Consider the following 20,523-nt stretch of genomic DNA (forward strand, 5'->3'; position numbering starts at 1 on the left):
TTCTAGGTGGGTGGTACCTCCGTTCGGTGTGTCATGCGGTAGGAATCGCCGTCGGTGATGACGATGGTGGCGTGGTGTAGGAGCCGGTCGAGGATGCTGGCGGCGGTGGTGTGTTCGGGCAGGAATCGTCCCCATTGTTCGAAGGGCCAGTGACTGGCGATCGCGAGGGAGCGGCGTTCGTAGGCGCCGGCGACGAGCCGGAACAGCAGTTGGGTGCCGGTGTCGTCGAGCGGGGCGAATCCGATCTCGTCGAGGATGAGCAGGTCTTGGCGTAGCAGGGTGTCGATGGTTTTGCCGACGGTGTTGTCAGCCAGTCCGCGATACAGGGTCTCCACGAGGTCGGCGGCGGTGAAGTACCGCACTTTGTGCCCGGCGTGCACTGCGGCGATCCCCAGCCTGAAGCGCCCTGGGTTTCGTTCCGTGGTTACACGGTCGCGGGCGCGGTCGTCGTGGTGTGAGTGTAGGTCGCTCCGACGTTCGCCGGGGTGCGGTAGCCGAGAGCTTCGTGGAGCCGGGAGGTGTTCCACCAGTGGACCCAGCCCATCGTGGCGAGCTCAACCTCGCTGACTGACTCCCAGATCCGCTTGGAGTAGATCAACTCCGCCTTGTATAGGCCGTTCACTGTCTCGGCCAGCGCGTTATCGTAGCTATCGCCGACGGTACCTACTGAAGCCGTAACTCCCGCGGCGAGCAGAGCGTCCGAATAGGCGAGCGAAACGTATTGACTACCCCTGTCGGAATGGTGGATCAATCCGCTTTCGTTCCTGCTCACCCCGGTGGACTGCAGTGCATGCTCCAGTGCGAGCAATGGCAGAGACTCCGTGTGGAGCGTGGGCGCGACCGCCCAGCCGACAATTCTGCGACTGAAGACATCGGTAACGAATGCGACGTAGCAGAACCCGGAGAGCATCCGGACGTAGGTGATGTCGGCGACCCAAAGCTGCTGCGGTCGATCCGCGACGAACCGCCGTTCAACGAGGTCCGGGCGCTGGTCATCTCCGTCTGCGGAGCAGGTGGTGACGGGCTTTCGACCTCGGCGAACGCCCTGCAGGCCGGCGATCTTCATCAGCCTCGCGACCTGGTCGCGACCGACGTTCCATCCTGCGTGGCGCATTGCGTGCCACATCTTCCGGACCCCATAGACGCTGTAGTTCGCCTGATGAATCCGCTGCACCTCCTCCGCCAGCATCTCGTCCCGAACGCTGCGAGCGGAGGCCGGCCTGTTCTTGGCAGCGCGGTATCCGCGGGAGGTGATGAACCCACATTCTGTCGCACTGAGGATGCGGCAGATGGCCTCGACCCCGAACTTCTCGCGATGCATGTCGACGAACGCGATCATTTCGTCGTGGGGCGGTCGAGTTCCGCTGCGAAAAACGCTGAGGCGGCCTTCAGGATCTCGTTCGCACGTCGCGCCTCGGCGAGCTCCCGCCGGAGACGGCGATTCTCCTCCTCGAGCGGCTCTCCCGGTCCGACCGGCTCGGTGGCGCCGTAGCGATTGCACCAGATCCGCAGCGTCTCTGTGCCGACACCGAGCTGCGGCGCGACGGCACGGATCGATGCTGCGCGAGGGCCGCCCTCGCGGGCTTGGCGGTCGTAGACCATGCGCACGGCACGCTCACGCAGCTCTGGACTGAACTTCTTGGGCATACTCCGATTCTCCTTGCTGAGACTCGGAACGGAACCCAGGGCGCTTCACGTTGACGGCTCGCCATTTCACTTGTGCGGCTTCGATGAGCTTGTAGGCCATCGCCAGTCCCGCGGCTCGGGAGCCGGGTCCCTTGGTCACCTTGGTCCGTAACCGCACGGTGGCGAAGGTCAACTCGATCGGGTTGGTCGTGCGCAGGTGGGTCCAGTGCTCGGCCGGGTAGTGGTAGAACTCCAGCAGCACATCAGCGTCGTCGACGATCTTGGCGACCGCTTTGGGATACTTCGCCCCGTAGGTCTTCTCGAAGGCGGCGATGGCCTTACGGGCGTAGCCGATGTCCTCGGCGTTGTAGATCTCCTGCATCGCTTTGATCGCATTCGGATGGGCCGACTTGGGCAGTGCGGCAAGCACATTGCCCTGTTTATGAAACCAGCACCGCTGCTCTCGGGTGTCCGGGAACACCTCGCGCAGCGCAGCCCAGAACCCCAGCGCCCCGTCCCCGACGGCCAGGTTCGGGGCCGCCATGCCGCGGCGTCGGCACGACCGCAATAGATCGGCCCATGATTCGGTGGATTCGCGGTACCCATCGGCCAGGGCGACGAGCTCTTTACGGCCGTCGGCACGCACGCCGATCATCACCAGCAGACACAGCTTCTCCTGCTCGAGCCGGACTTTGAGGTGGATGCCGTCGACCCAGAGGTAGACATAATCGCTGGTGATGTCGCGGTCGTCGAAGGCGGCCGCTTCCTTCTGCCACTGGCTGGCCAGTCGAGTGATCGTGGCCGCCGATAACCCCGCACCCGAGCCAAGAAACTGCTCCAGCGCCGGCCCAAAATCTCCCGACGACAACCCGTGCAGGTACAGCAGCGGCAACACCGCGCTGACCTCGGGGCTTTTACGTGCCCAGGCCGGGATGATCCCCGACGAGAACCGTTGGCGTTCACCAGTTTCAGGGTCGACCCGTTTGTCGTTGACCCTTGGTGCCCGCACCGGAACCGCACCGGCGGCGGTCATCACCTCCCGCGGGTTGTGGTAGCCGTTACGCACCACCAGCCGGCGCCCATCCTCATCGTGAATCGCCCCGGCGTGTCCGGAGACTCTGTTCGTTGGGAAGGATGGAGTCATGTCAGGAAGTGGGACGAAGAGGTACCCGGCCGAGATGCGTGAGCGGGCGATCCGGATGGTCGCTGAGATTCGGGCTGAGGATGACTCGGAGTGGGCAGCGATGGGCAAGGTCGCTGAGCTACTCGGGATAGGTACGCCAGAAACGGTCCGCAAGTGGTGTCGTCGGGCCGAGGTCGATGCTGGCCAGCGGCCGGGAACAACGACTGAGGAATCGGCCGAACTCAAGCGACTCAGACGCGAGAACACTGAATTGAAGCGGGCTAACGGGACTGCTGCACGTATAGGTGACATCTGATCTGGCTTGCCCGAGGGTGGGCCTGGAAGGATGACTATCGTGCCTAAGCCTTATCCGCAGGAGTTCCGCGACGATGTGGTCCGGGTAGCCCGAGACCGTGAACCTGGCGTGACACTCGCGCAGGTCGCGAAAGACTTCGGGATCCATGAGATGACCCTGGCCAAGTGGATGCGCCGCGTCGCCATCGACGACGGACACAAGCCTGGAACAACGTCGACCGAATCTGCCGAACTGAGAGAGCTTCGGAAGCGGAATCGGTTGTTGGAGCAGGAGAACGAGGTCCTGCGACGGGCTGCGGCATATCTGTCGCAGGCGAACCTTCCGGGAAAAGGCTCTACCCGCTCGTGAAAGAGCTCGCCGCCGACGGAATCCCCGTCACGGTGACGTGCCGGGTACTCAAGCTCTCCAGACAGCCCTACTACCGGTGGCTCAGGGACGCGGTCACCGCGGCAGACTGGGTCGAAGCGGAGCGGGCGAACGCCCTGTTCGACGCGCATCGTGATGACCCGGAATTCGGGTACCGCTTCCTCGCCGATGAAGCCGAAGCTGCTGGTCAGCCGATGAGCGGGCGGACGGCATGGCGGATCTGCTCGGCCAACCAGTGGTGGTCGAGCTTCGGCAAGAAACGTGGGAAGAACGGTAAGAAGCCGGGCCCGCCTGTGCACGACGACCTGGTCGAACGCGACTTCACCGCCGACACACCGGACCAAGTGTGGCTCACTGATATCACCGAGCATTGGACCGACGAGGGCAAGCTCTACCTCTGCGCGATCAAAGACGCCTGCTCGGGGCGGATCGTCGGCTACAGCATCGACTCCAGGATGAAGTCCCGTCTCGCCGTGACCGCTCTGGACAACGCTGTTGCCCGCCGAGAGGACGATGTTTCGGGTTGTATTGTCCATTCGGACAGGGGCTCTCAATTCCGGTCGCGGAAGTTCGTGTCCGCGCTCAACCGACACGGCCTGGTTGGGTCCATGGGCAGAGTCGGTGCCGCCGGCGACAACGCAGCGATGGAATCGTTCTTCGCGCTCCTCCAGAAGGACGTCCTGGACCGGCACCGCTGGAGCACCCGCGAGCAGTTGCGGATCGCGATCGTCACCTGGATCGAACGGACCTACCACCGACGCCGTCGTCAGGCCCGCCTCGGCCGGTTGACCCCGATCGAATACGAGACGATCATCAACACAGCCGCCTCAGCGGCATGACACCGAAACTGTCACCTGGTCGTGCAGCAGTCCCCCGGCTTTATGTTTGCTTTGCGGGGTGGGGTCGGTGGCGGCGTTGGGTGGGAGGGGTCGTTGGCTTTTGGGGCCACCAGCTTGCGTTGCCGAGGAGTGTGGCGATGGCTGGTACCACGATGGTGCGGACGATGAAGGTGTCGATGAGAAGGCCTACGCCGATGATGAGTCCGACTTGGGTCATGATGCCGATGGAACCGGCGATGAGGCCGAACATGCTGGCGGCGAAGATGAGGCCTGCTGAGGTGATAACTGAGCCGGTGTTGGTGACGGTGCGGAGCACTCCGACTCGGACGTTGTGATGTGATTCTTCGCGCAATCGTGAGACCAGCAGCATGTTGTAGTCGGCGCCGACGGCTACCAGGACGATGAACGCTAATAGGGGCACAGGCCAAGCGATGTCGGTGTGGAGTATGTGCTGAAAGATCAGGACGCCTATGCCCAATGCTGCGGTGTAGTTGAGTACGACGGTGCCGAGTAGGTAGATGGGTGCGACCAGTGAGCGCAGCAGGATGATCAGGATGATGCCGACGATGGCCAGGGTGGCCAGGGCCAGGAGGCGGAAGTCGTTGGTGAGCAGTCGTTGCAGGTCGGCGTTGATAGCGGGGAAGCCGGCGACGGAGACGGTGGAGTCGGTCAGGGTGGTGTTGGGTTTTGCGTCGTTGGCGACGGTGGCGATGGTGCTGGCCAGGCGCATGGCGTCCGCGCTGTAGGGGTCGAAGCTTGTCTGGACGGCGTAGCGCACGGTGTGTCCGTCCGGGGAGATGAATTGGCGCGCAACGTCGGCGAATTGCTGGTCAGCGAAAGCATCTTTGGGTAAGTAGAAGCCGGTGGCCGAGTCCGAGCCGCGGGTTTCGCGCGCGGTGGTCTGTAGTTGGGCGGCGAGCGTGGCCATGCCGGCGAGTTGTTGAAGGTTGCTGTCGACGAGTGCAGATACGCCTTCGGCGAGTGTTCGCGAGCCGGCGGCGAGTTGGGAGACCCCGGTCTGCAGTTGGGCGAGTTTGGTTGGCAGGTCTTGGGCCCCGATGGTTCCCAGCGTGGTCTCGAGGGTGGCGACGGTGGCGTTGAGTTGGTTGGTGACCGCGGTGAGGGGGGTGTCCATCTGCGCGAGCTGGGTGGACAGTGTCGTGATCTGGGTGAAGAACCCGCTGTCGCGGAGTGCGGCGAGATCGCGGGCTTGTTGGCGCAGGGTGCTGCATTGGGGTAGTTGAGTGCACAGCGCTGAGTTATCCAGTAACGGGAGCACTGAGGTGATTGTGGCTATGGCGGCTGATGACTGTTCGGCCAGGGCTGCTAGCTGAGGGGCGTTCTGCGCGGCTTGGTCGAGTTGGGGTGCGGCGGCGGTCAGTGTTTGTAGAAGTGGTTGGTATTGACCTATTTCGGCCCCGATGGTGGTGACTTGGTTAAGAATGCCAGCCAGTGGGGTGAGATTGGTGCGGATCTGTATGTCGAGTTGTTCGAGGCCGTCGGCGAGTTGGTCTGCACCAGAACGCAATTGTTCGAGGTCACCTTTGCGGGCTTGGCCCTCACCCACTGAGCCGGCCACCCGATCGCCGATCTGCCCGTTCTGCCAGGAGAGTTGGGCTTGTTCGAGTTTGGCTCCGGTCGGGCGAGTGACACCGACCACACGGGTGACGCCGGGGATCTGCGCAATCCGAGCTGCCATCTGATCAAGGTCGGCAAGTCCGTTGGTTGTTCTCAGATCGGTGGGCGAATCCACGACGACAAATTCCGCGATGGTGATGTCTTGCGGGAAGTGCCGGTTGAGCAGTGCGTAACCTTCGTTGCTGTCGGTGGTTGTGGGTTGACCGTCTCGGTCGTCGTAGGTGATCTGAATGCCCAGCGCGGTGACGCTCAGGATCGTCAATCCGACGAGGCTGACGGCCAGCAACGGCGCCGGGCGGCGTACGACGAGGACCGCGATGCGGTTCCAGTAGCGCCGCGTGAGGTCTTTGCGCGGGGCACCCCACCCCCATCGCGCAGCCCACAGCAGCACTGGCGGCAACAACGTGACGGTGGCGAGGAATCCGATGAGGATCGCCACTGCGCAGGCGGGGCCGAGGGTGGCGAAGACGCTGAGCTGCCCGAAGACCATGGCTAAGAACGCGAGAGCAACAGTGCTTGCCGACGCAAGGATCACCCGTCCGATGGTGGCGGTGGCATCGATGAGAGCGTCGGACGCGGCGGCGCCTTGGCGCAGCCTTTCGTGGTATCTGCTGATCACAAAGACCGAATAGTCCACACCGGCGCCGAGCAAGATGACGGTCATGAACGCAACGGTGAATTGCGAGACTGGCATGCCCAGTTCGCCTAACGCAGACATGACTCCGCGGGCTACGGCGAGACTGATACCGATGACCAGAAGCGGTAGCAACGCAGTGAACACCGACCGATAGACGATCAGCAAGATTATGGCGATCAGCACGACGGTGGCGATGGTGATGACCACCAGATCCTTTTCAGCGGTGACGATTTGGTCGCTGAAGGTCGCTGTTGGTCCGGTCACGTGGACTGTCGTGCTGGTGCCGGTAAAGACCTCTGCTGCGGTCTCGCGGATCGATTCCACAGCGTGGGCCGCCGTCGGCCCGCCGAGGCTGCCGCTGACCCCGACGGGCAAGTACCAGGCTTTGCCGTCTTCGCTGAGCGCTTGTCGGGCAGTGATCGGGTCGGCGAGCAGGTCGCGTACGGCCTGCACATCATCGCGGTCGGCGCGGAGCCGGACCACGAGGTCGTCATAGCGTTGGCGGGCGGGCTCGGTGAGTCCGGCCGGATCTTCCATTGCCACGAACACCGTGGTCTTCGCGCCCTTTTCGTCGAACGCCTCGCCCATGCGATCGAGCGCCTGAAACGACGGCACGCCCTTAGGAATTGGGTCCACCGATTGCTGGCGCACAACTGTTTCCAACTGGGGAAACAGCACAGCCAACACCACGGCAACAGCCACCCAGACGCCCGCTACCAGCGCTTTGTGCGACAAGACGAAGCGTCCCACCTGCCCCAGCGACCGGCTGTACTCACCGCGACCGGTCGATCGCCGAAGCTTCACCACTGCTCACGCATCCATCGCTGCGTTGGCATCGCACACCCTTCGACAAATGAATCAATCGGTATCACTACGCTACAGCATGTAGCGAAAGGAATGGATTGTTCGGCGACGCGGGACTATCGGATCAGCGGCGGTGGGCGGCGAGAAAGTCGTCGACAAGCTGTTCGCAGTCCGCGCCACTCATCGAGCGAAGGCCGGACAGCCGCGCGAAGACCAGCGGGCCCACGAGCTGGGTGATGGCCACGCCGGGATCGAACTCGTCGAGTTCCTTCTGGGCGGCGGCGCTCTGCAACACCTGATCGAACGGTTCCCGGTACTGCGCGATGACACGAGCGCGCAGCGGCGCGAGGGTGTTCTGCTGCTCCCCGGGCTCCTCCGGCACCATCGCCAGCCACGCCAAGGCGGTCAATTGCAGTGGCGCCTGCTCGATCAACGCAGCCTGAGCACGGACCAACCGCACCAAACTGTCGCGGATTGGTCCGTGCGCGTCAGGGACGTCGGCGTGGGGCAACAATCGTTCGAACGCCGCAGCCAACAAATCGGTGGTGCCGTCGAAATTGAATCGTCCCGGGTTTGATGGAGGCAGGTTTGACCGGAAGGGACACTTGTTTCATGCCTCGCCCATCGAAGTACTCGAAGGAGTTGCGGGACCGTGCCACGCGGATGGCCATCGATGCCCGTAGCGATCCTGCGACCGCGCCGGGTGCGTTGGCGCGGATCGCCAAGCAACTCGATATCCACCCCGAGACTCTGCGGAACTGGGTCCGCCGCGTCGAGAAGGGCCAAGCCGAAACCCCTGGCGTGGAGACGGTCTCCGATATCGAGAGGATCCGTCAGCTCGAGCGTGAGAACGCGGAGTTGCGGCGGGCGAACGAGATCTTGAAGACCGCGTCGGCTTTCTTCGCGGCCGAGCTCGACCGGCCACGCCGCTGATCGTCGATTTCATCGACCAGTACCGCCGTCGATGGCCCGTCGAGGCGATCTGCACCGCCCTCACCGAGGCCGGATGCGCGATCGCGCCATCGACCTACTACGCCGCCCGAGGCCGCGGTCCATCGGCCCGCGCCCTGCGCGACGAGGAACTCAAAGAACAGATCATGGACGTCTACGAAGACTCCGGCGGTATCTATGGGCGCCGCAAGATCCGCGCCGCACTCGCCCGCAAAGGGATAACGGTCGCGAAGTGCACGGTCGAACGATTGTGCGGTGACCTGGGAATCCGTGGGGTGGTGCGCGGGAAGTTCCCGCGCACCACGAAACCAGCGGCCGAGACCGAACACCCCGGTGATCTCGTTGACCGCGCATTCGCCGCGACAGCGCCGAATCAGCTGTGGGTTGCCGACATCACCTACGTCCGCACCGATGCCGGCTGGGTCTACGTGGCATTCGTCTTGGACGTGTTCTCGCGGATGATCGTCGGCTGGCAGACCTCGACCCGCATGTTCGCCGACCTGGCGATCGACGCCCTCGCGATGGGCTTGTGGCTGCGGCGTCGGACCGGCCAGGACATCACTGGCCTGATTCATCATTCCGACCGCGGAGTCCAGTATCGAGCGGTGCGCTACACCCAGGCCCTCGACGAGGCCGGCGCCGTCGCCTCAGTCGGCTCGCGCGGGGACTCCTACGACAACGCGATGGCCGAAGCCCTGAACTCGCTGTACAAGCACGAGCTGATTTACCGGAAGGGCCCGTGGCGATCGACGAACGCCGTCGAGATCGCGACTGCCGAATGGGTCCATTGGTACAACACCGCCCGACTGCACGGCGAACTCGATCACCGGCCACCGACAGAGATCGAGGACCTCTACTGGCAGCAGCACGCTGCTGCCGAGACTGAACCTGCACTACAGAACAAATGATCGGTCTCTAACAAACCCGGGACTTGACAAAATGCCGGTAAAACGTCGTTCGAGCCACCCGCGACATCCGGGAGACCGCCCCGACCGTGACTGCATCAACCCCGCCGGTCTTCAACAGGGCAGATGCCGCATCAACCAACCGGTTGCGTGAACGAACCAAACGCGGGTCTTTGTCATCCATCACGTCCTTGGACCGAGGACCCGCGTCGCGCCTGGCCGCCATCACCGCACCCACACTCCCATCCCCGAGACTGCTCTCGGGCGCCTGGCGATCTTGGTTCGCACGAAGTGCTACTGATAATAGCGAAAGTCGAGGAGTGTCCGCCGGGCTAGTCGTGCAATTCACCTGTTCGACACCCCGACCCGGCAGGAAGGTCGGCGCCACGGTGCCCGCCTCCGGGGTACCTTCGGCGAAGGGTTGGTAGATCAATTCGGGGCTTGGCGGCAGGGCTGGGGTGGGTACTGCTGAAGGGTGAATCGCCCCGGGTCTGGTGGAGGCTCTGAATCCACGGGAGGATGAGGAGCATGGCAGCACCGAGGAAGTACCCCGACGAGCTTCGGGAGAGAGTCACGAGGATGGCTGTTCAGTCACGGCGCGATCCATCGACGAGGTCGGGCACGTTCCGCCGTGTGGGCGAGCAACTGGGGATCAATCCCGAGACTTTGAGGAACTGGGTTGTGCAGGCCGAGGTCGACGAGGGGCACCGTCCCGGGACCACGACCAGCGAGTCCCAGCGCCTGGTCGAGCTGGAGAAGGAAGTGCGTGAGCTGCGCAGGGCGAACTCGATGGCGGATTCAAGCGGTGGGCGCAAGAAGCTCTGCGAGCTTCTCTGATGGTGTCAGATAGCCCAGAGTCTTGCGCGGTCGGCTGTTGAGGCTGTCCTGGATCGCGTCCAACTCCTCGCGGGTGACGGCGCTCAGGTCGGTGCCCTTGGGCAGGTACTGACGCAACAGGCCGTTGGTGTTCTCGTTGCTCCCGCGCTGCCAGGGCGAGTGGGGATCGCAGAAGTAGATCGGGATACCCGTGGCAGTGGTGAACGCCGCGTGCTGCGACATCTCCGCGCCCTGGTCCCAGGTGATCGTTCTGGCCAACGAGGACGGTAGTTTGCTGATCGCGGCGCGCATCGCTGCCTCGACCTGCTCGGCTGTCTTGCCATCTGGGAGGTGCAACAGCAGCGTCATCCGCGTCGATCGCTCGACGAGCGTCCCGACCGCGCTGCGGCTGCCCTCGCCAAGGATGAGGTCGCCTTCCCAGTGTCCGGGCACGGCGCGGTCGTCGGCTTCTGCGGGGCGTTCGCTGAGCATCACCATGCCGGGGATCCGGCCGCGGCCGTCAGTGGTGCCGCGGGGCTTTCGGGCCGCTCTTCCGGACCGTAGACACCGCGCCAACTCGCGGCGCAACTCGCCTCGGCCCTGGACAAACAGGGACTGGTAGATCGTCTCGTGGCTCACGCGCATCTCCGGATCATCGGCGTGATCCAACCGTAGGCGCGCCGCGATCTCCTCGGGGGACCACAACTGCTCCAGCCGGCTGGAGACCTCCTCGAGCAACCGGCCTGACGCGAGCTTGAAAGACTTCGGCCGACGAGCTTGATCGCGAGCGCGTTCGTGCGCATGCCATGCCGAGTAGCCGCAGCGACCACCGCCGCGCTTCACCTCGCGGCTGATGGTCGACACCGCGCGCCCCAGGTGCTCGGCGATCGCGGTGAAGGTGTCGCCACGATTGATCCCCACCAGGATCTGCTCGCGCTCGTCAATCGTCAGGCAGCCCTGGCGTGGCTCCCAGCCGAACGGCTTGGCGTCGGCGTGCCTGCCGGTGCGGGCCATGATCCCGACCATCGGCGCGCTGCAGCCGATCTCCTTGGCGATGTCGACCAGCCGCCAACCCCTCGCATGCAGCCTGAGTGCCAGCCGCTTCTGCTCCCGACTGAGATGACCGTGCTTGCCCTGCATCCGGATCCTCCTGTGATCAGTGACTGCCTCATCTCACAGGACTCGTTGCACTGACCGCTTGAATCCGCCGATCCTGAGGTCGGCCTCGGCTTTTTTCGCGGCGGAGCTCGACCGCCCACAGCGTTGATCGTGGAATACATCGACCAGTACAAGCATGAGTTCGGCGTCGAGCCGATCTGTCGGACGCTGACCGCAGCGGGCACGCAGATCGCGCCGAGCACGTACTACGCGTTCAAGACCCGACCACCCTCGAAGCGAGCACTGCGCGACGAGGAACTGCTGATCGAGATCCACCGCGTCCACTCGGCGAACTTTGGCGTCTACGGGGCGAAGAAGGTCCACGCCCAACTGCGTCGCGAGGGCGTCGTCGTCGCGCGCTGCACGGTCGAGCGGCTCATGCGCGTTGCGGGGTTACGAGGGATTAGCCGAGCCAAGGGCCCGCGCACCACGATCTCCGGTCGCGGCCCGGATAGTCGGCCTGACCTGGTCGATCGCGACTTCACTGCAACCGCTCCGAACCAGTTGTGGGTCGCGGACATCACCTACTGCCGCACCTTCGTCGGCTGGGTGTATGCCGCGTTCGTCATCGACGTGTTCTCTCGCCGCGTGGTCGGCTGGCAGCTCTCGAAGTCGCTACGGACCGACCTTGCGCTGGACGCGTTGGAGATGGGCATCTGGACCCGCGATCGCGCAGGCCAGTCGGTCACCGGGCTCACGCACCACAGCGACAAGGGCGTTCAATACGTCGCCATCCGCTACACCGAGCGTCTTGCCGAGGCTGGCGCGGCCGCCTCGGTCGGTTCCACCGGCGACTCATACGACAATGCCCTGGCCGAGGCCTTCAACTCGCTGTTCAAGGCCGAGCTGGTCCGCAACCGCGGGCCCTGGAAGAATATCGACGACCTCGAGATCGCGACCGCGGAATACATCGACTGGTTCAATCACCGGCGATTGCACGGCGAGATCGGCATGATCCCGCCCATCGAGCTCGAGGACACCTATCATCACAACCACCCCGCACCGGTACCCGCCGACGCGGCACTTGCGAGCCTCTGACAAACCCGGGGCGATTCAGTCTTGATCGACCCGCTTGGGTTCGACACCGGAATCCATCTCTGACTCCGCACACCGGAGCACAACGGCCAAGACCTCTGCGACAGCGGGGCCGCTCTGCGCGCTGGCGGGCGGCGAGACGCCCGCCGGGGCGAACGGCAACGTCATCATGCGAATGGCCTCAAGCGTTCCCAGAGGGTCGTAGCCAGCGAACCCCTCGACGAACTGCGTCGCCGCATCATCGATGCGCCGCTCAACCTCCGCTGCAGGGTCGGTCGCTTTCGAGACGTCTGAAAGCAACCCAGCAGTATCGAAGGCGCGCTCCAGCACTACCTGAACGTGTTGGTCGGCGTGCCCGGCTTTAGTAGCGTCCTGGCGGCGCTTCTTGTTCCGCCGTTTTCGGGAGGACTTGGATGCCATCAAAACGGCGCCTTCCCTTTTGCCCACTGCTTGGACCAATCGCCTCGGATGCCGGTGGCGTTGAAGTCACCGAGGTCGGTGGTGGCGAATGGGTTGTCGAGGTAGCGGACCTCGTCGTGCTGGGCGCCACGCGGGTCGACGCGGACGAGAGCGAGGCGGTAACGCGGGGCGGCGTTCTTACCAACCATCACCTCGTTGTGGGTGACGAAGAAGTCGGTCGCTCCTTCGATACGCGCTTTGACCTCGATGCGGTAGGTGTCGCCTTTGGCGTCTGTGGAGAGGATGTCGAAACCGGGATTGTTGAAGGCCTGCTCGACGGGCTTGCGTCCGAGTTCACGTTCACGGGCCATCACCAAGTCGACACCGCGGCGTTCGACCTCTTTGGTCTCCTTCGCGTGGATGGGCGCGGTCGCGGGTAGGTCGGTCTCCAGTATCCCGACGGGGAGCACCAGTGCTGCGGTGACGATGCGTGGTGGCTTGGTCGACATAAGCTGCTGGTGGTCAAGCAGTGCGAGCCTCTTGCGTAGACGGGCGTCGAGTTCGACGGCTTTACGATTCAGGCTCTCCGATGATTCTTTCGGTTTCTCACCGGCGCGTTCCTTTTCCGCCGCGACGGCGGCATCGAGGATGAGGCGGTCGCGTTCACCTTCGAGCCGCTTGATGACCAGGTCACGTGCCTTACTCAACTCCGCGAGGCGCCTCGGCTGAACGTCGTCGAGGTAGTCGGGGAGTTGGTTGGCGATAATCCAGCTCGTGGTTTTGTCTTCAGCACCTGCCAGCCACGGGAGGGTGCGGGCTGTATCGGTGACAGCGTTCTCGGGTGCCGCCACGCAGTCCAGGTAGGGCGCGGGGCCGGCAGGCGTCACGGTGCCGAAGCTGTCGACGTATGCGTAGCCGAAGCGGCGTGCGACGGACTCTCCGGTCGCGTCGGCGACCTCTTCGATCACGCCGACGAGCAGGTGTGTCTCCTCCAGCGTCGAGGAAACCAAGATCGTGCCTCGGTTGAGGGAACCACCGAACTGTCGCACGGACTCGTCCATGACCGCGTCGTGCAGCGGATGATCCGGGGCGAGAAGGTCGGCGCGGCTGAGTTCGTCGGCGTGGACCTTGCCAAGATCGAACGTGACTCGGTCGTACTTGGTTGCGATCGGCCCTGTGCCTGCGGCGCGTATTTGCTGGGGCACGTTCGCGATCTCGTAGCGACCCTGTTCGCGCCTCACGATGCGGCCGCCGAGGCGGGCGAAGGCGGCCTTGAATGCCATCTCGATGTAGTGCGGTTGAAGGCGGCGGGCGCGTGCTTCGTCCATTGCCGCGCGCAGTGCATGCAGGTCGGCCTCGGCCAGGTTCTCCGACGCCAATGCCCGTTCGTCGAGGAGATCCTTGAGTCCATCCCCGACCGACGCGTCGATGACCTCATGCATTTTAGCCTTGACGTCGGGGCGCTCGCCGTGCTGGATGGCATCGAGCAGGAGGTTGCGCAGCGGGGTCTCGGTGAACGCCTCGCCGAGGACGTCGAAGACTTTGCCACCGTATGTCTGACGCATCTGGTCGAGCTTCTCCAGCAGGCGGGTGAAGACTTCACCCTCGCGGGTGTTGGAGGCTACGAGGTTCCAGAGTCGGCAGACCTCTTCTTGGCCGATGCGGTGGATGCGGCCGAAGCGTTGCTCGATGCGGTTGGGGTTCCACGGCAGGTCGTAGTTGACCATCAGGTGCGCGGCCTGAAGGTTAAGCCCCTCTCCAGCGGCGTCGGTTGCGATGAGGATTTGGACGTCGCGGTTCTTGGTGAACTCCTCGGTGATCACGCGCCGCTCACCTCTGCGGACGCCACCGTGGATCGCCTTGACCGAGTCGGGCTTGCCGAGCAAAGAGCCGATCTTGGACTGGAGATAGTCAAGGGTGTCGCGGTGCTCGGTGAAGATGATGAACTTCCGTGGCCAACCGTTCGAATCGGTGACCAGCGCATTGTCCTGGAGGATCGTGGAGAGTTCGGTCCACTTGCGGTCGGTGCCAGCCTCGCGGACCTTCTTGGCGGTCGCAATCAGATCGGCGAGTTCGACAAGTTCTGCGTTGAGCTCCTCGACGGTCTGGGCGGCGGTGGCCGCGTCCATCACGTCTTCCTCAAGCTGCTCCAGTTCTTCGGCGTTGTATTCATCTTCGTCGAAGTCGCCCGAGCCGATGACGTCGTCGGGTTCCTTGTAGGTGCCGTTGAGGATCTCGGTCTTCTTGCGCTCCAGCCGTTCGGTGCGGCGGACGAGGCTCTTGTAGATCGCCTCAGGGCTGGAGGCGAGTCTGCGCTGAAGGACAGTCAGGGCGAATCCGACAGTGTTCTTACGCTTGCCGCCAAGCCTGTCGGCACGGTTCATGCCCTCGCGGACGTAGCGAGTGACGTCCTCGTAGAGGCCCTTCTCCCGCTCGGTCAACTCGTAGGGCACAGTTTCGGCGATGCGTTCAGGGAAGAGCTTCTTACCTTCGAACGTCAGCAGGTCTTCCTTGACCATGCGCCGCATGATTCCGGTGACGTCGACAGACTTCTTCTGCTTGCCCTCGAACCGATCGCGGTCGAGCAAAGTGAGGAAGAGCTGAAAGTCCTCTTCCTTGCCCGAGTGTGGAGTCGCGGTCATCAGCAGGAGGTGGCGGGTAATTTGGCCGAGCAGCTCCCCCAGCAGGAAGCGTTTGGTCTTCTCCAGCTTCCCGCCGAAGTAGTGCGCTCCCATTCTGTGTGCCTCGTCGACGATGATCAGATCCCACTCCGTCTCCTTCAGTTGGGCCTGGAGTGCCTCGTTGCGGGAGAGCTGATCCATGCGTGCGATCACGAGTGGGTTCGTTTCGAAGACGTTGAGGTTGATGTTGGCATCGATGAGCTGGTTGGTCAGCAGGTCGAACCGCAGCCCAAACTTGAAGAACAGTTCGTCCTGCCACTGCTCGACCAGTCCACCGGGAGCGATGATCAGGCACTGCTTGACGTCGTCGCGGAGCAGCAGCTCCTTGATGTAGAGGCCGGCCATGATCGTCTTGCCGGCACCGGGGTCGTCGGCGAGAAGGAACCGAAGCGGGGTCCGCGGTAGGAGTTCGCCGTACACCGCGCGAATCTGGTGCGGCAGCGGCTGCACGTCGCTCGTGGCGACGGCCAGCATTGGATCGAAAAGGCCGGCCAGCGAGATACGTTGGGCCTCGGCGACGAGCTTGAAGTCGCTGGCGGTGGCGTCAAACGCGCGGCTACCGCTGGTGGCGACGCTGAGGTTGTCCTGGTCCTTGCGGAACACAACCTGTTGGCCAAGTCCACCTGAGCCGTTCTGGTAAGTGAGTGCGAGTGCGTCCGTGCCATGCCATTGAGCAGCGATGACAGTGATCACCTCTGCGGGAATGAGACCCTCGACTCGCAGACCGGGCTTCAACTCTTCAAGCTGCACGCGTGGACCTCCTCATTGCCAGCCCTCGAACGCTACCCGCCGATACTGACAGGTTCGCCATCGCCAGGAATTCAACGAGACCAAGCCGAGTGGCATTGCCAGGCCTTCGAACGCTTGCTGAGAAGCTGTCGAAGACTTCGCTGAGGTGCCGCCCGACGCCCGTCACCTCGAGTTCCCATCGGCGAGTTCGCGCAATGCTCGCCCCAACTCCTCCGGAAGCGTGTCACGAAACACCCGATAAGCCGCCTTCGATTGTCGGGTCACCGGCGGCGGCCACGCCGGGCTGGTGTCCAACCCCCCCTGAGCAACCTCGCACCACATCCATGTCACCGCGTACGGGAGTGCGGCCGCGCGCCTCCTCGGACTCGCCGACCGCGCCCAATCGGTGAACCACGTGTCGGGCGTACTCGCGAGCTCGATGACTCGTCGCTCGAGCGCCCGAAAATCCCGTCGACGCGATAGTTCCCTCGCTGCCGCGCTGGCGGCTGCCGCGATCTCTGAAGGACTCGCGGCCAGTCGCGTGCTCGCCGCTCGCGATGTCCGTCTGCCAATGTCCGGGTCGAGTTCGATACTCGCTGCAGCAGTGGACCACGTCGACCCTGGCCGTTGTGCGCGCGCAATACACAGGGAGGCGTACAGCCGCCCCGTGCTTTCCTGCGTTGTCAGCATCCCAGCGAAATGACGACGGTAGGTGTGCTCATCGAGGAGTTGAGGGATCGCAGACAGCGGCAGATCGATCAACGCGTCGTGATGATCGATCTGCAGGCCGACATGGCGGCGGGCTGAAAGCACCTGGACCACCAGCCAGCTCAACACCGGACTCTTTGCCGCGCGATTGACGATCCATCCTCTCGGGCCGCCCGGGACGTCCGGGATCAGATCGAACCACTCGGCCAACCGTGCGACGGCGTCCGCACTCTCCGGACTGGACAGAATCCCATCCGCCTCCGCCAGTGCTTCACCGCGGGTGACTGCACTTGTCGGCGGCTGAATACCCCACCGAGGCCCTCGAAGCTCAGTTGTGCGACCAGCGGCTTCGGCTTGGAGATCTCCGGCCCATTCGACGAAACCCCTTGCGCGAGACCGGGATGCGAGGTGAAGTAGAAGAGTGGTTAAGTTTCGGACTTCTGCGAGGTACGCGGGGGGCGCGAGAGCGCCATCGAGAACGCTCGTTTCTTCGCCTTGGATAGCGGCCGTAACCCGTGTTGCGGTCCGAATTGCACCTTCGGATGCAGCCGTCGGTTTCTCTCTCAGGATGGAGTGTCGGCAGGGAGCCGAGAATCCGAGCGGATTCCCGCACGGCTGGTGTTCATCGAGCCGAGGACGCAGCGGACTGTGGTGTCGCGTTCGAAAGCGCCGGCTACATCTTGAACACTCAGCGACCAGGTAGACGCCGTGGTCGGGACACACTGTCGACACCGGTAGCTTCCACGACAGCTGCCAGATTCCGTCGTGCGATAGGCAGAGTGGGCATAGTTGCGTCCCATGCTGCGGGAACCACCCCTGGCAAACGATGGCGCGGTAGCTCGCCCGATCGAGCGGGTCGAAGCCGTCGAGGTTGAGTGGCGCGCCTCCGTCGTAACGCAACAAGGTCGAATTCTCGACGGCCGATGCCCCCAGCCCAGTGAGATCCACTATTCGGCCGACGAGCTCATCGCTAGGCCGGACCAGCATGAAAGCCGTCGAGACCGACGATCCGTCCCGGTTCTCCTTGAGCATGCGGACAAGACTCTTGGTCGTCAGATCGTTCACAAGTGCAATCCGCTCGAGGTACGAATCAAGCGACTCGCGTGGATCGATTGCAACTCGAGCGGGGAGCATTAGCTCAGAGGCTCCATCGCCGTCGCGGTTTGGTAGCGCCCGCAGTGGGCGAGCGACTGGAAGTCACGCGCCCACACGAGTCCGGTCCTCTTCTGAGACTCGGTCCGAATCCACCACACCGAAGTCTCCACTCCCAACCTGACGCACAAGATCTTCGTCGGCGACGCAGATCGCTTCGGCGGCACTGCGGAGGATGAGACGGCCTTCGGGGTTGAGCGCAGCGTCAAATGCTTTCAGGTGTTCGGCGTCTGGCCATGTACGCGGGCTATCACAGGTTGCATCGAACCACATCCAAGATGCGGCGAGCCGGGCGCAGCCATCGAAGTTCCGGGCGGCTGCGGGCAGGGTGCCGACCAGGTCCGGCGGGGCGGCTTCAATCCGTCTTAACGCGTCGCGGCGCTCACGGTAGTTGACGAGCTCGTCGAGGCATAGAGCTCGCGCCAGATTCATCGCATGGGCAATGTCGCTCTCGCGGTGGAAGATCGGAGTCCATTTCGGCCACGCCCCTATGCAAATCGAGTAGCTACCAGCTTTCGTCAGACGGTAGGTCGGCTCGTCGGCAAGGCTCCAATGATCGCGCAACCGAACACATTGACTGAGAAGTAGCGCGACTCTGGAACGCCACAACCACTGGGCGGGGTCGAGCACGAACGGTTCGCCTTCTTGCCGGTAGATCCCTGGGATGTGGTCAAGCGTCAATTGCGTATGGCCAAGCGCCAGCCGCATCAGATCTTCGCCGCGTGGATGGCGGACTGAGCTCTTCGGTAACCGCATGGTCTTGACAGTCTTCGCGCCTGTGCGGAGTACCCGTCGAGTGAAGACCTGCGAATCGGGTATTTCAGAATTCTCTGGTCGGACAGGAGTGGGACGTGGATGTGGAGATACTCGTGGTGTCAGCCACGTTCGCTGTTCTTCCCAGGCCATTGCGATGGCCAGTGCACGAACGGCAGGAGATCGCGGTAGCTCTTCCTCGGACTCGTGACTCGTCGCAAGATCTGCCGTCGCAGTGGTCACCAACTGAGCATCAGCTGGGATCCAGTGTGCAGATCCTCGACTGAGCCGACGAGCCACCGAGGGTAGTTCCGCACGGAGACACTCAAGTCGGTCGAGTGCATCGAAGTCAGTCGTAGATCTGTGTGCAGCGGACGAGACCTCCTTGCAGACCGACAGAATCCGATTGGGAACTCTGGTCAACTGCGCAGTGCCACTACCGGGCATCCCGATGAGGTGCCCGCAGTAGAAGCAGACCGGAGACAGAGCCAAAGCCCACTCTCGCCGTGCCACTCCGTTTGGGGCGCAACGGCAATGCTGACCCCACTCACTTGCCAGCCAGCCTTCCTTCGCGAGCACTCGACTATGGCAGTCATCAAGGGTCATCGCCGAAATGCGCGAGAATGGCTGGCGCGTCAGCGTGGCCAGGTGCCGCAGAATCGGCTCGTAGTCAGACGCTGATCGCGATAACTGACTTCGACCAAGGATCTTGGTGACGGTGGTGCAATTCGCCGTCGCCGCGCGCAATACGAAGGACTCCAGCGATTCATCGTCGGCTGGAATCGGTCGAGCAGGCAGATAGCCGATACGAGGCTCTCGCATGGATAGCCCCCTTCCGTTGTCTGCCGGTGACATCACACCCTGCTCTGCTTGCTGCGGCGCCGAAGATCGATTTCCGCCTCTGCTGCGTGCGCTCGTTTACTGAGGCGGACTTCCTTCAGGTGTTCTGGGTTGATCGTGTGCGTGCCGTCGGCGATCGCTGCAAGTGTCGCAATGCGGAGGAGGCGTGTCGCGTCACCGACGTAGCCCTGAGATCGCTTCCAGATGGGCCCCGCGAGCTGTGAAGTGAGAAGCCCTTCGCTTGCCCGAGGGAGATGCGGAAGGAGATAACCTTCCAGCCCGTAGAGCAGTTGCTGCCACGCGTGTTGCTCCTCCGAAGTCTCGATTCCGTAAGGACTGAAGCTCATTGGCTGGAGGCGGCCGATAAGCTGGGCATCGCTCATGGCTTCACTGGATTCGAGGTCTGTCCCAACCAGAATTAAGCTGGCGTTGAATTCGCCGAGCTCGGTGTTCATGTACTTCACGTGATCGAGGACCTCCCGGCCGCCCTTCCAGTTGGTACGCAGTAGATGGAAGTCGTCGATGAGAAGGGTGCGCACGCCGTGGCGTGCCAATGCCCTGACCGCGGCGGTTGACGTCTGGTGGGCGGCGCCGCTGGCGGATAAGCGGAAGAAGTCAAGGACTTGGGAGTTGAATCCTTTGACCATCGAGCCAGATTGCAGGTTGACCCAAACGACGGGGCATAGGTCTGCGTCGATCGTTGGCTGAGGGTTCCACGTGGGCAGTTCTGCAGGGCCTTTCGGTGCGCCTACGATCCATTCCACGTATTTCCTTGTGGCCCAGCGGCGGACCGCCGTGCTCTTCCCGAGCGTGCTTGCGCCTGTGACCGACGCTATTGCCTTCGCACCGGGGCCCGTTTCAGAATTCTCCTGCACGATCTCAGTGAGTCGGTCTGCGACTGCGCGGGTCTCGGCCGTTTCGACGTAGAGTCCATTCATCCATTGACGCAGCGCATCGACCGCCCGCGAGCGGTCCTCGGATGTCATCCTGTCCCAACCAGCCGACGTGTACAGAGGTGGTTCTGGCAACTCCGTTTTGGTGCAAGCC

General features: G+C 63.3%; 10 protein-coding genes, 8 pseudogenes and 2 other annotated features. Of the genes and pseudogenes, 5 read left to right on the forward strand and 13 right to left on the reverse strand.

What is annotated here, in order from left to right; all coding sequences use genetic code 11:
* Window positions 1-2: 2 nt before the first annotated feature.
* The 3 genes and pseudogenes from ACZ5QD_RS14450 to ACZ5QD_RS14460 all read right to left on the reverse strand — a co-directional run.
* Window positions 3-392, reverse strand: a pseudogene (locus ACZ5QD_RS14450) (ATP-binding protein); the annotation flags it as partial.
* 32 nt (window positions 393-424) lie between these two features.
* Window positions 425-1,647, reverse strand: a protein-coding gene (locus ACZ5QD_RS14455; RefSeq protein ID WP_233500136.1) for an IS3 family transposase whose coding sequence is annotated in 2 segments (ribosomal slippage) — window positions 425-1,368 and window positions 1,368-1,647 — 1,224 coding nt in all. Because the reading frame shifts where the segments join, the coding sequence is not laid out codon by codon here.
* Window positions 1,245-1,378: a sequence feature (AL1L pseudoknot), on the reverse strand. It overlaps the preceding gene by 134 nt.
* Window positions 1,648-1,696: 49 nt before the next feature.
* Window positions 1,697-2,743 (reverse strand): annotated as a pseudogene (locus ACZ5QD_RS14460) (IS256 family transposase); the annotation flags it as partial.
* 25 nt (window positions 2,744-2,768) lie between these two features.
* Between ACZ5QD_RS14460 and ACZ5QD_RS14465 the strand changes: the two are divergent.
* Together ACZ5QD_RS14465 and ACZ5QD_RS14470 are read left to right on the forward strand one after the other, a co-directional pair.
* Window positions 2,769-3,035 (forward strand): annotated as a pseudogene (locus tag ACZ5QD_RS14465) (transposase); the annotation flags it as partial.
* 69 nt (window positions 3,036-3,104) lie between these two features.
* A protein-coding gene (locus ACZ5QD_RS14470) for an IS3 family transposase (RefSeq protein WP_371308121.1) occupies window positions 3,105-4,270 on the forward strand; the annotation gives its coding sequence in 2 pieces (ribosomal slippage) (window positions 3,105-3,389 and window positions 3,392-4,270; 1,164 coding nt in all).
* A gap of 40 nt (window positions 4,271-4,310) precedes the next feature.
* Here the strand turns inward: ACZ5QD_RS14470 and ACZ5QD_RS14475 are convergent.
* Together ACZ5QD_RS14475 and ACZ5QD_RS14480 are read right to left on the reverse strand one after the other, a co-directional pair.
* Window positions 4,311-7,352, reverse strand: coding sequence for an MMPL/RND family transporter (locus ACZ5QD_RS14475; RefSeq protein ID WP_006896682.1), 3,042 nt, complete (start codon window positions 7,350-7,352; stop codon window positions 4,311-4,313).
* Between the two features lie 121 nt (window positions 7,353-7,473).
* A pseudogene (locus ACZ5QD_RS14480) lies at window positions 7,474-7,908 on the reverse strand (TetR-like C-terminal domain-containing protein); the annotation flags it as partial.
* 53 nt (window positions 7,909-7,961) lie between these two features.
* Between ACZ5QD_RS14480 and ACZ5QD_RS14485 the strand changes: the two are divergent.
* Window positions 7,962-9,208, forward strand: a protein-coding gene (locus tag ACZ5QD_RS14485) for an IS3 family transposase (RefSeq protein ID WP_464367261.1) whose coding sequence is annotated in 2 segments (ribosomal slippage) — window positions 7,962-8,244 and window positions 8,244-9,208 — 1,248 coding nt in all. Because the reading frame shifts where the segments join, the coding sequence is not laid out codon by codon here.
* Window positions 9,209-9,236: 28 nt separating this feature from the next.
* Here ACZ5QD_RS14485 and ACZ5QD_RS14490 read toward each other — a convergent pair.
* Window positions 9,237-9,431 (reverse strand): annotated as a pseudogene (locus ACZ5QD_RS14490) (TetR/AcrR family transcriptional regulator); the annotation flags it as partial.
* A gap of 353 nt (window positions 9,432-9,784) precedes the next feature.
* Between ACZ5QD_RS14490 and ACZ5QD_RS14495 the strand changes: the two are divergent.
* Window positions 9,785-9,997, forward strand: a pseudogene (locus tag ACZ5QD_RS14495) (transposase); the annotation flags it as partial.
* A gap of 6 nt (window positions 9,998-10,003) precedes the next feature.
* On the opposite strand, the gene ACZ5QD_RS14500 reads toward ACZ5QD_RS14495, so the two are convergent.
* Window positions 10,004-11,161, reverse strand: coding sequence for an IS30 family transposase (locus ACZ5QD_RS14500; RefSeq protein WP_006896665.1), 1,158 nt, complete (start codon window positions 11,159-11,161; stop codon window positions 10,004-10,006).
* 87 nt (window positions 11,162-11,248) lie between these two features.
* Window positions 11,249-11,377 (forward strand) — a sequence feature (AL1L pseudoknot).
* On the opposite strand from ACZ5QD_RS14500, the gene ACZ5QD_RS14505 reads away from it, so the two are divergent.
* On the forward strand, window positions 11,291-12,217 hold the full coding sequence (locus tag ACZ5QD_RS14505) for an IS3 family transposase (protein WP_006896685.1): 927 nt from the start codon (window positions 11,291-11,293) through the stop codon (window positions 12,215-12,217). Its footprint overlaps the feature before it by 87 nt.
* A 15-nt stretch (window positions 12,218-12,232) precedes the next feature.
* On the opposite strand, the gene ACZ5QD_RS14510 is transcribed toward ACZ5QD_RS14505, so the two are convergent.
* The 6 genes and pseudogenes from ACZ5QD_RS14510 to ACZ5QD_RS14535 form a co-directional block, all read right to left on the reverse strand.
* Window positions 12,233-12,634 carry a hypothetical protein gene (locus ACZ5QD_RS14510; RefSeq protein ID WP_006896686.1) on the reverse strand — a complete coding sequence of 134 codons (402 nt, stop codon included), beginning with the start codon at window positions 12,632-12,634 and terminating at the stop codon, window positions 12,233-12,235.
* The gene (locus ACZ5QD_RS14515; RefSeq protein WP_006896687.1) at window positions 12,634-16,044 is read right to left on the reverse strand and encodes a helicase-related protein; all 3,411 of its coding nucleotides are present in this window, start codon (window positions 16,042-16,044) and stop codon (window positions 12,634-12,636) included. The genes ACZ5QD_RS14510 and ACZ5QD_RS14515 overlap by 1 nt, the downstream gene beginning before the upstream one ends.
* Window positions 16,045-17,487: 1,443 nt before the next feature.
* Window positions 17,488-17,865: pseudogene (locus ACZ5QD_RS14520) on the reverse strand (TniQ family protein); the annotation flags it as partial.
* A 63-nt stretch (window positions 17,866-17,928) separates the two neighbouring features.
* Window positions 17,929-18,639 carry a hypothetical protein gene (locus tag ACZ5QD_RS14525; RefSeq protein WP_223291355.1) on the reverse strand — a complete coding sequence of 237 codons (711 nt, stop codon included), beginning with the start codon at window positions 18,637-18,639 and terminating at the stop codon, window positions 17,929-17,931.
* Between the two features lie 480 nt (window positions 18,640-19,119).
* Window positions 19,120-19,491: pseudogene (locus ACZ5QD_RS14530) on the reverse strand (TniQ family protein); the annotation flags it as partial.
* Complete coding sequence (locus ACZ5QD_RS14535; protein ID WP_223259049.1) at window positions 19,491-20,462, reverse strand: TniB family NTP-binding protein; 972 nt, start codon at window positions 20,460-20,462, stop codon at window positions 19,491-19,493. The gene ACZ5QD_RS14535 and the pseudogene ACZ5QD_RS14530, both read right to left, overlap by 1 nt.
* Window positions 20,463-20,523: the final 61 nt, after the last annotated feature.

This window comes from Gordonia sp. J1A, assembly GCF_055393515.1.

What these genes read in the sequence shown, in the direction of transcription:
- ACZ5QD_RS14500 (WP_006896665.1), bottom strand. Translation starts at nt 11,161, where the DNA reads ATGCAGGGCAAGCACGGTCATCTCAGTCGGGAGCAGAAGCGGCTGGCA.
- ACZ5QD_RS14510 (WP_006896686.1), bottom strand. Translation starts at nt 12,634, where the DNA reads ATGGCATCCAAGTCCTCCCGAAAACGGCGGAACAAGAAGCGCCGCCAG.
- ACZ5QD_RS14525 (WP_223291355.1), bottom strand. Translation starts at nt 18,639, where the DNA reads ATGCGGTTACCGAAGAGCTCAGTCCGCCATCCACGCGGCGAAGATCTG.
- ACZ5QD_RS14535 (WP_223259049.1), bottom strand. Translation starts at nt 20,462, where the DNA reads ATGACATCCGAGGACCGCTCGCGGGCGGTCGATGCGCTGCGTCAATGG.